At 43.8% G+C, this 8,007-nt stretch carries 8 protein-coding genes; 5 read left to right on the forward strand and 3 right to left on the reverse strand.

The window, feature by feature from the left end; all coding sequences use genetic code 11:
• Positions 1-5: 5 nt before the first annotated feature.
• Together Q0230_RS02365 and Q0230_RS02370 are read left to right on the forward strand one after the other, a co-directional pair.
• Positions 6-590, forward strand: coding sequence for an NAD(P)H-dependent oxidoreductase (locus Q0230_RS02365; protein WP_298607772.1), 585 nt, complete (start codon positions 6-8; stop codon positions 588-590).
• On the forward strand, positions 583-1,356 hold the full coding sequence (locus Q0230_RS02370; RefSeq protein WP_298607774.1) for an alpha/beta fold hydrolase: 774 nt from the start codon (positions 583-585) through the stop codon (positions 1,354-1,356). Before Q0230_RS02365 ends, Q0230_RS02370 begins: the two co-directional genes overlap by 8 nt.
• Here Q0230_RS02370 and Q0230_RS02375 read toward each other — a convergent pair.
• The 3 genes from Q0230_RS02375 to Q0230_RS02385 all read right to left on the reverse strand — a co-directional run bounded on the left by Q0230_RS02375 (position 1,353) and on the right by Q0230_RS02385 (position 5,352).
• Positions 1,353-2,192, reverse strand: a complete 840-nt coding sequence (locus Q0230_RS02375) for a ferritin-like domain-containing protein (protein ID WP_298607776.1) — start codon at positions 2,190-2,192, stop codon at positions 1,353-1,355. The genes Q0230_RS02370 and Q0230_RS02375 overlap by 4 nt on opposite strands.
• Entirely contained in the window at positions 2,180-3,334 is a 1,155-nt protein-coding gene (locus Q0230_RS02380) for a DUF4147 domain-containing protein (RefSeq protein ID WP_298607777.1), read from the reverse strand. The genes Q0230_RS02375 and Q0230_RS02380 overlap by 13 nt, the downstream gene beginning before the upstream one ends.
• A gap of 92 nt (positions 3,335-3,426) precedes the next feature.
• Positions 3,427-5,352, reverse strand: coding sequence for a hypothetical protein (locus Q0230_RS02385; RefSeq protein ID WP_298607779.1), 1,926 nt, complete (start codon positions 5,350-5,352; stop codon positions 3,427-3,429).
• 168 nt (positions 5,353-5,520) lie between these two features.
• Between Q0230_RS02385 and Q0230_RS02390 the strand changes: the two genes are divergently transcribed.
• Genes Q0230_RS02390 through dtd form a run of 3 tightly spaced genes read left to right on the forward strand, consistent with a single transcriptional unit; the run spans position 5,521 to position 7,780 of the window.
• A complete protein-coding gene (locus Q0230_RS02390; protein WP_298607781.1) occupies positions 5,521-6,399 on the forward strand; it encodes a polyphosphate kinase 2 family protein in 879 nt (292 codons plus the stop codon).
• Entirely contained in the window at positions 6,396-7,346 is a 951-nt protein-coding gene (gene pip / locus Q0230_RS02395) for a prolyl aminopeptidase (protein WP_298607783.1), read from the forward strand. The genes Q0230_RS02390 and pip overlap by 4 nt, the downstream gene beginning before the upstream one ends.
• Positions 7,343-7,780, forward strand: a complete 438-nt coding sequence (dtd, locus tag Q0230_RS02400) for a D-aminoacyl-tRNA deacylase (protein WP_298607785.1) — start codon at positions 7,343-7,345, stop codon at positions 7,778-7,780. The genes pip and dtd overlap by 4 nt, the downstream gene beginning before the upstream one ends.
• Positions 7,781-8,007 lie beyond the last annotated feature (227 nt).

The raw sequence follows: 8,007 nt of genomic DNA on the forward strand, positions 1-8,007 counted from the left end.
CCACTATGCGCATATTAATTGTTTACGCTCATCCAAATCCTGCTAGCTTCAATCATGCCATGTTAGAATACTGCCAAAAAGGCTTAGTATCCGCAGGGCATGAAGTTCGCGTTAAAGACTTATATACCGAAGAATTTGACCCAGTCTTACGAGCTAGCGAATTAGCTAGCCTCCAAACCGGCGTTATCCCTGAGAAAATTGCACATGAACAAGAAGCTTTACTGTGGGCAGAAGGCTTAGTTTTTATCTATCCACTGTGGTGGTATGGTCGCCCTGCTATATTAAAAGGCTGGTTTGACCATGTACTCACTAATGGAGTCGCCTTTGCTTATTCTGCTGCAGGCCCGATTGGTTTACTCAAACATAAAAAGGCATTAGTTCTCATTACCGCAGGCAGCGATAAAAGCTTTTTCCAAGCGAATGATTCAGAAACCTTAATTCATCGCCCCATGACGGATGGCACTTTATCCTTCTGTGGGATTAAGAATATCCAATACGAAGTTTTCTATAATGTGCCAACTTTGCCATTAGAAAAGCGTGAAAACATTCTTCAGCAAATTACTGCATTAGGGGAAAACTTTAATGCTTAATTATCGGATTTATGGCGATGCGGATAATTTACAGCACCCACTGTTAGTATTACATGGCTTATTAGGCTCATTGGATAATTGGCATACCTTTGCGAGCAAACAACAAACTGAACGCAGTATTATTGCCATTGATATGCGGAATCATGGTGGTTCCCCGCATGTTGAAGGCATGAATTATCGTCTGATGGTACAAGATGTATTGGCAGTCGCCAATCATTTGCAGCTAGATCAATTTGATCTAATGGGTCACTCGATGGGGGGCAAAGCCTCAATTTGGCTCGCATTAGAGCATCCTGAGCGTTTAAAAAAGCTGATTGTCGTGGATATTGCCCCAGTAAATTACCCCCCACGTCATCAGGCAATTATTCAAGCCATGTTGACCATGCCCTTAGCCAGCTTTAAAAGTCGCAAGGAAGCAGATCAATGGTTAGCACCAACGATTAAGCAGCCTTTTGAGCGTGCTTTTTTACTAAAAAATCTCAAGTGGGATGAAAATGGCAAATTTACTTGGCAATGTAACCTAAGCGAAATTGCTCGACATTATTTAAGTATTACTGCTTTCCATGAAACTGATTTACGCTATCACGGCCCGACTTTATTCATTGGTGGTGGACAATCGGATTATCTCCAACCTGAGCGTTGGCAAATCGCGCAAACTTACTTCCCCCATGCACACCTAGCCATGATTGAAGAGGCTGGGCATTTACCACATGTGCAAACTCCTGATATTTTTACTGAGCATGTGAATAATATGTTGAACAGCTAAACGCTGATTTCTGCCAGCCAATTTTCCTCAAGCTGCTGCAATTGTTCTAATTCACTCGCACTAAAACCAGCCTGCAAGCGCCCTTCGGTATAAAAAGGGCCACGCACTGGTGCTTGCAGTACCTCACGCAATAAGTGACGGAAGGTGCTTTCAGGTTCTAAACCACGTAAGTCGCAACAATAACGATACCAATGCGAACCCATCCGTACATGCCCGACTTCATCGCGCAGAATAATCGCTAATACTTCAGCCGTAGCGTTATCCCCTACTTCTTGTAAGCGCGCCATCATCGGTGGAGTCACATCTAAACCGCGAGCCTCCAAAACCCTTGGTACTAAAGCCATCCTTACCAGCACATCATGATCGGTTTTTAAGGCATGCTCCCATAAGCCATTATGCGCCGGTAAATCACCATAATCTGCACCCAATTCACGTAAGCGCGTGCGTACTAAAGCGAAGTGATAAGCCTCCTCAGCAGCTACTTGCAACCAATCATTGTAATAAGCATCCGGCATCTCCCGAAAACGATACACAGCATCTAAAGCTAAATTAATCGCATTAAATTCAATATGTGCCACCGCATGTAACAGAGCAATCCGCCCTTCTAAATGATGCAATTTACGCTGCTTCATTTGCTTAGGTAGAACGAGTTCAGGTTTGGCAGGGCGACCCGGCACTGCTATTTTTTTGGCAGGATCAATCTGCTCCGGACGTATCAATTCACCCGCTAACCAAGCTTGCTGAAGCTTTGGAGCTAAGCTAATTTTCTCGTCAGGATCAGTCATTAATAAACAGTTTAGAGCAGCGGTATAAAGGTCGTTTGCTAAGTTGGGCATGAGGTTTTGAGTGCAATAACAAGATCCATAACATTAGTACCAGTCGGCCCTGTATGAAGCAGATCACCGCTAGCGGCTAGAAATGTACCTGCATCAGCACGTCTTAAGCAATCAATTGGATCAAGGTTTTCTAAACGACCACGCGCTACAGTCTGCCCATCGACCAAAGCGCCAGTATCTTCAGTCACACCATCAGTGCCATCCGTCGCTGCACAGAGCAGGGTAATTTCTGGGTTATTTTCTAAAGCGATAGCAGCGGCTAAGGCAAAATGCTGATTGCGTCCACCGCACTCCGGATTCTCTGGTAATTTAACCGTCGTTTCTCCACCCCAAATATAGATGCCATCTGGCTGAGCTTTTAAAAGCTCCACACAGCTTTTCGCCTCTTCTTCAGCTTCCCCTGCTAAGAACTCAGGCATCAATTTAATTTCAGTTACTACATTCGCTACATTCGCAGCTTGAATCGCGCTCAGCATTTGTGGATTACTCGCCACTATTTGCCACGTAAACTCACGCTGCGGAGGTGCTGGAAATAAGAGTCCAGAACCAATAAGAGCAGGATCATCGGTTTGCACATCAGAAATCAATAAACAAGCCACTGGGCGCTCACTAATAAACTGCCAGAGCTTACCGCCCTTAATTTTCGATAGCTGCTTACGCATGTGATTAATTTCAGCAATCGAAGCTCCATCAGCCAGCTTAGCTTGAGTAGCAAGCTGTAATTTTTCTAAACTCCAACCCTCTTCTAAAACCTCACAAAGACTCGAAGCTCCACCCGAAATCAAAAACAGGATCGGCTCTTTAGCGGGCAAATGCTTTAAATAATGCAATAGGGTTTGACCCGCTAACAATGAAGACTCCGCAGGTATTGGATGGGCTGCTTCTAAAGCAATCAGTCTGCGCTCAGCTAATAGTTCAGGAGAAAAATGCCCATACTTACTAATCAGCAAAGCACTCTTAATATCTTTATCTAGATAGCGCTCCACGCCTTGATACATGGCTTCCGCTGCCTTACCAATAGCGATAACATGGCAAGACTCTTGTGTACCTTGCGCCATTAGTGCGTTATAAACCGCATTATCACCCTTCACTGCATTCAGACCGAGATTATAAAGCTCCAATAATTGCTTAGCCGCTTGCATGGAAATCTCCAAAGACTAGAACTTTATGGTAGTGAGTTGAAAAAGAAAAGCCACCGCTTAGGTGGCTCTCTTTTGCACTTAAGCTCTAATTGTTATGGCAGCTTACAATCAGCATCAGTACCAGTAGCATTGGCTACCCCATAAGGACTGATAGCATTAGGAGGGCTAACATCACAATTGGCCGCGTCTGCAGCTAGCATTGGAAGCACAAAATCAGTACTTTCTATAAACTCTGTACCACTATCTTGAATCGTTGCTGTTAAGCGCACTTCACTCCATAGAGCCTCACTCTGTGGATAAGTGATAGTTGCTGTAGTCTTACCATTAGCATCAGTTACGCCACTTGAGGTTACAGTCGCTGCATGAGTTGGCTCTAAAGTACCATTGTTATTGGTATCTTCATTAGGTAAATCTAACCAACCATCTTTATCTAAATCTTCGTTGGGGCATTTCACCGGTGAATTTGCGATGGCACTAGCTGAACTACCTGCAGCATAAACCCATTTTTTAATTACAGTGCCATCAGCTGCGGTGCCACCACAGCCCACAGCTCTTCCTTTATAATAATTTAACGGGCTGATTGAGAAATTAACCTTTTTGCCTGCCGATGGATTACCAGAACTATCGGTTACAATGACACCAAAAGTTTTAGTATAGAAAACATCTGATTCAGTTATTTTCTCGTCTTCGCCTAAGACTAAACGTAGAGCTCGACCACCCACAGTTAGCTTTACTTCATCGTGAATATCAGCATTACTTTGTAAGGTACTTTTGATTACTACACCGTCTTTAGCACTAGAGGCATTACCAGCAGTGTAGCCTACGGTTGCTTTACCTAAAGAATCTGTAGTTGCCGTGGTGCTACTGAGACTCCCACCAACGGTATCATTAAAACTAAAGGCAACCACTTGATTTTTTACAGGATTGTCATGATCATCTTGAACCACTGCAATCACATTTGTACTAGCCTCTGGTGCAATAATTTCTTGCTCAACTTGCATATTTAAAGCAGTAGGGCTGATAGCAACAAACTCTCGGGCTAAACTTGCAGATAAACCCGTTTCAGCATCAGTAGCACTAATAATAGTAGTACCTGCTGTTGTTGACTTGATAGCAAAACTTGCCTTACCTTGAGCGTCAGTTGCTACACTCAATAAGTCTTTTGTATCTTGTAAATCTCTTAAATTGCCACGTGTAGCAGCCAGTTTAATAGTTTTATTAGCCTGTGGTTGGCCATTACGGGTCCACAGCATCGTTATCCCTTCAGCTGTGTTGACTTTAATTTCTTTATTAGTACTGGTTAATGCAAAATCATCCCCAGAAACATCAACCGCCTTAGTACTAGTCGCTCCTAAAGCTGACACTGTAATAGTATCTGCACCACTCACTGCTGCATTTAACTTAAACTGTAATTCCCCATTTGCATCTGTCACAAAGCCTGAACCTGATACAGGAGTTAGAGCGTTATTTAAGCTTGAACTAACTTTAATAGTCTCATTTGTTATTGCTTTTCCTGCTGAATCTTTCAATTTAGCGGTGAAGGTTGTGGGTGCATTCAAACCGATGCGAGCTGGTCCATCTAAAACTACACTAGTACCGATTACTGCAACATCAAGTGTTTTAACTAAAGTACCTGCTTTAACAGTTACTGTTAGTGTACGATTTTCTGGATTTTCTAAGCCCGGCGTTAGTGCTGCTGTTTTAACACTACCTGCAGAGGTTGTGCTATCTGCTTCAATAGTTCCGTTATTATTAACCGCGAACTGAATCGTAGTATCTTTTAGCGTATTATTATTCGCATCCTTTGCAATCGCAGAAATCGTCACTGGCTTATCACCACTGGAGCCTAACTGCCGAGAGCTGGCTGAAACTTCTAAGGATTTTGCGCTGGTATCAGTAGTGCCACCAGTACCACCTGAGCCACCACCATTGGAAAGCTGGTTACCATCACCACCACCACACCCCGCTAAAGTCAGTACACATAAGGCTAGTGCACTGCGCTGAAGAGCCTTCTTCATAGACTGTCCCCTTGTTATCATTATTGTTATTAGGTCTAGGCATCTTATTGCATAGTTTTCGCTTATTTCAAGATAAATAAGATGAATGATATTTTTTAACTAATGCAGCTCCTAAGCATCTCTGGCAGACTATAACCAACTTAGAAAAACGCGATGAGGAGCTAGTTTATGTTCGATTTTCCTGAGCGCTACCGAATACCATTTGATGGCTCGTTTAAGCTCCATGAAGCAAAAACTTCTGCAGACCATGCGGAAACTGAAGAAGAATTAGATGATCAATTAAAAAAGCTAACTAAAAAGATCGATAAACTTCAACAAACCTTATATGCCGCTGATCAATACTCACTGTTATTAATCTTTCAGGCGATGGATGCAGCAGGTAAAGACAGCACGATCAAAGCCATTTTAAAGGGTGTTAATCCTGCCGGTTGCCAAGTCTTTTCTTTTAAACAGCCTTCTGCAGAAGAATTAGATCATGATTTCCTTTGGCGCACGGCTCGTTGCTTACCGGAGCGAGGGCGTATTGGTGTCTTTAACCGTAGTTATTACGAAGAAGTCTTAGTGGTGCGTGTACATCCCAATTATTTAGCAGGGCAAAACCTACCTAAAGTCTCGAAGCTCGATAAACTTTGGGAGGAACGCTATGAATCGATTAAAGATCATGAAAAGCATTTAGCGCGTAATGGTACAATTATCTTAAAATTCTGGTTGAATGTGTCCAAACAAGAACAGAAAAACCGCTTCTTAGCTCGACTGGATGAACAAGATAAAAACTGGAAGTTTTCTGCAGGCGATGTCATGGAGCGCCAGCATTGGGACGAATACATGGCCGCTTACGCAGAAGCTTTGAAAGCCACTTCCAGTAAATATGCACCTTGGTATGCGATTCCTGCCGATGACAAAGCCTATATGCGCGTTGCCGTTGCAGAAACGATTGTCAAAACCTTAGAAGCCATGAATTTAGAATACCCCGAACTACCTGCTGAAGAACAAGCCAAATTTACTGAAGCGCGGCGTCTCTTAGAAGCTGAGGAGCCAGCTGCATGAAGACCTTGTTCCCACCGATTCGTGATAATCGCCATTTCTTTTTACCAGTCGACTCCATGCATACTTTATATGTAGAAGAGTCCGGTAATCCTGAAGGGTTACCCGTGATATTTCTACATGGTGGGCCAGGTTCCGGTTGTGAAAGCTGGCATCGACAATTTTTTGATCCTGAGCGCTATCGAATTGTGCTGTTTGATCAGCGCGGCTGTGGGCGCTCCACACCCCATGCAGAACTCACCAATAATACGACTTGGCATTTAGTCGCTGATATTGAGCGCATTCGCCAAGAGTTAAAGATTGAAAAATGGGTGGTATTTGGCGGTTCTTGGGGTTCGACCTTAGGTTTAGCCTACGCCCAGACACATCCGGAACGAGTGTCTGGTTTAATTCTACGTGGAATTTTTCTGTGTCGTCCGCGCGATATTGATTGGTTCTATCAAGATGGGGCGAGCTATATTTTCCCCGACTTTTGGCAAGATTTTATTAGCCCCATTCCAGAGGCAGAACGCGATAATCTACTGCAAGCCTATTACAAGCGTTTGACTGGGCAGAATGAAATTGCGCGCATGCAAGCCGCTAAAGCTTGGTCGATTTGGGAAGGTCGTACTGCTAATCTGTCGCCCAAGGAAAGTACGGTTGATCATTTCTCCAGCCCTTTTACTGCCATGAGTGTGGCGCGGATTGAAGCACATTATTTTATGAACCGTGCCTTCTTTGAGCCTGATCAGCTCCTAAAAAATGCGTCTAAACTGGCAAGTATTCCGGGCATGATTGTACATGGGCGTTACGATATGATTTGCCCACTTGAACAAGCCTACGCTCTACATGAAGTCTGGCCGAGCGCTGATTTTGCAATTATTCCTGATTGTGGGCATGCGGCGAGTGAACCAGCGATTCAAGCGGCTCTAGTCAAAGCTACTGAATTCATGGCTGACCAGTTGCTATGATTGGCTTAATTCAGCGCGTACTCGAAGCTAAGGTAGTGGTTGCTGGCCATACGGTTGGGCAAATTCAAACGGGTATTTTACTGCTACTAGGCGTCGAGCGCGCTGATACCGAAACACAAGCCAAGCGTCTACTAGAACGAGTCTTAAATTATCGAATCTTTGAAGATAACGAAGGCCGCATGAATCGCTCTTTGCTGGATATTCAAGGTGGCCTATTAGTGGTACCACAGTTTACTTTACCAGCCGATACGCAAAAAGGTAATCGCCCAAGCTTCACCCCTGCCGCGCCACCTGAACAAGGCAAACAGCTATTTGATTATTTTTGCACACAGATTCAAACGCAAGGGCATGAACTACAATCAGGTGTATTTGGTGCAGATATGAAAGTCCATTTAATTAATAATGGCCCAGTGACTTTCTGGTTAAAAACCTAAGAAGCATTAAGCTGATGAATAGATTTGTTGTAGGCATAGGAGCAATTCTCTTAGTTATTCAACTAAGTGCTTGTACAGATAAAGAGAAACCTGAAATTAAGCCAGAAGCCTCAACAGCTTCTAGCAGCACTAACTCAAGCTCAGACACATCTTCTTCCACAAAGACAGAGATAGCTCCAGCTCCAGCTCCAGCTCCAGCTCCAGCTCCAGCTCCAGCTCCAGCTCCA

The sequence above is a fragment of the uncultured Thiothrix sp. genome (genome assembly GCF_937876535.1).
GTDB lineage: Bacteria > Pseudomonadota > Gammaproteobacteria > Thiotrichales > Thiotrichaceae > Thiolinea.